This is a genomic window from Rhizobacter sp. P3_B12, from assembly GCF_056402895.1.
This window is the reverse complement of record NZ_JBFUGN010001285.1, coordinates 1-1,417: the sequence shown is the minus strand read 5'-3', so window position 1 is coordinate 1,417 and position 1,417 is coordinate 1. Positions and strand designations below refer to the sequence as shown.

At 71.1% G+C, this 1,417-nt stretch carries 2 protein-coding genes; one reads left to right on the top strand and one right to left on the bottom strand.

From position 1 onward, the window contains the following. On the top strand, positions 1–885 hold an 885-nt coding region (locus AC1D01_RS34570), incomplete at its 5' end, for an alpha/beta fold hydrolase (RefSeq protein ID WP_477874011.1). A 37-nt stretch (positions 886–922) separates the two neighbouring features. On the opposite strand, the gene AC1D01_RS34565 is transcribed toward AC1D01_RS34570, so the two are convergent. Continuing rightward, on the bottom strand, positions 923–1,417 hold a 495-nt coding region (locus tag AC1D01_RS34565), incomplete at its 5' end, for an NAD-dependent epimerase/dehydratase family protein (RefSeq protein WP_477874009.1).

The window sequence follows — 1,417 nt, the reverse complement described above, 5'->3', positions numbered from 1 at the left end:
GCGCTCGGCAGCGAAGGGCAGCTGTTCGGGCTGCATGTGCAGGCCGATGGCGCCGACGCCGGTGGCTCCAGTTCGGCGCGGCCGATGATCGTGCTGTTCAACTCCGGCACCGTGCACCACGTCGGGCCGAACCGGCTGTACGTGACGCTCGCGCGCGAGTTCGCCGCGCTCGGCTTCCCGACGGTGCGCTGCGACCTCGAAGGCCTGGGCGACAGCGTGCAGCGCGGCACCGGGCGCGAGAACCACCCGTACCCCGACAGCGYGGTGCCCGATGCGCGGCAGATCCTGCACAGCCTGCGCGAGCGCTACGGCGTGCGCAGTTTCGTGCTGATGGGGCTGTGCTCCGGCGCGTACACCGCGTTCCAGACCGGGCTGGTCGAGCCGGCGCTGGTCAGCGAGCTGGTGCTGATCAACCCGTTGACCTGGCGCTGGGTCGAGGGCGATGCGGTGGACACGCAGCACTTCTCGGCGGTGGCGCACTACAAGGGCACGATGCGCCGGCTCGACAGCTGGAAGAAGCTGCTGCGCGGGCAGGTGAACCTGGTCTACCTCGGCGGCGTGGTGCTGTCGCACCTGCGCAAGCAGGTGATGTCGCGGGTCAGCGCGCTCAACGAGCTGCTGTTCCCGTCGCGCGGGCCGCTGCTGTCGCGGCAGCTGCGCCAGCTGTTCGCGGCGAAGCAGCAGGTGGCGCTGTTCGTGTCGTCCAACGACCCGGGCTGGGACATGCTGCAGGACGGCGCGCGGCAGACGGCGCGGCGGGCCTTGAAGACCGGCGACCTCGCGCTGCAGTTCATCGACGAGGCGGATCACACATTCTCGCGCGAGGCGGCGCGGCGGCAGCTGGTGGCTGCGATCGGGCGGCGGTTGACAGAGCGCTTCAAGTAGCCCGGATGCCAATCCGGGTCCCGGGTTGTCACCCGGGCTACGCGAACCCGCGCGGATTCCCGCTCTGCCATCGCCACGCATCCGCGCACATCGCATCGATGCCGCGCGTTGCCGACCAGCCGAGCAGCTCGCGCGCCAAGGCCGGATCCGCATAGCAGGCCGCCACATCCCCCGGCCGCCGCGGCGCGATGCGGTACGGCACCGGCTTGCCGCTCGCCCGCTCGAAGGCCTTCACGACCTCCAGCACGCTGTAGCCGCGGCCGGTGCCCAGGTTCACCGTCAGCGAGCGCTGCTGCTCCAGCAGGAAGCGCAGCGCCGCCACATGCCCGTCGGCCAGGTCCATCACGTGGATGTAGTCGCGCACGCCGGTGCCGTCGGGCGTCTCGTAGTCGTCGCCGAACACCTGCAGGAACTCGCGCTGGCCGACCGCCACCTGCGCGACGTACGGCATCAGGTTGTTCGGCACGCCGCGCGGGTCCTCGCCGATGCGCCCGCTCGGGTGCGCGCCCACCGGGTTGAAGTAGCGCAGGAA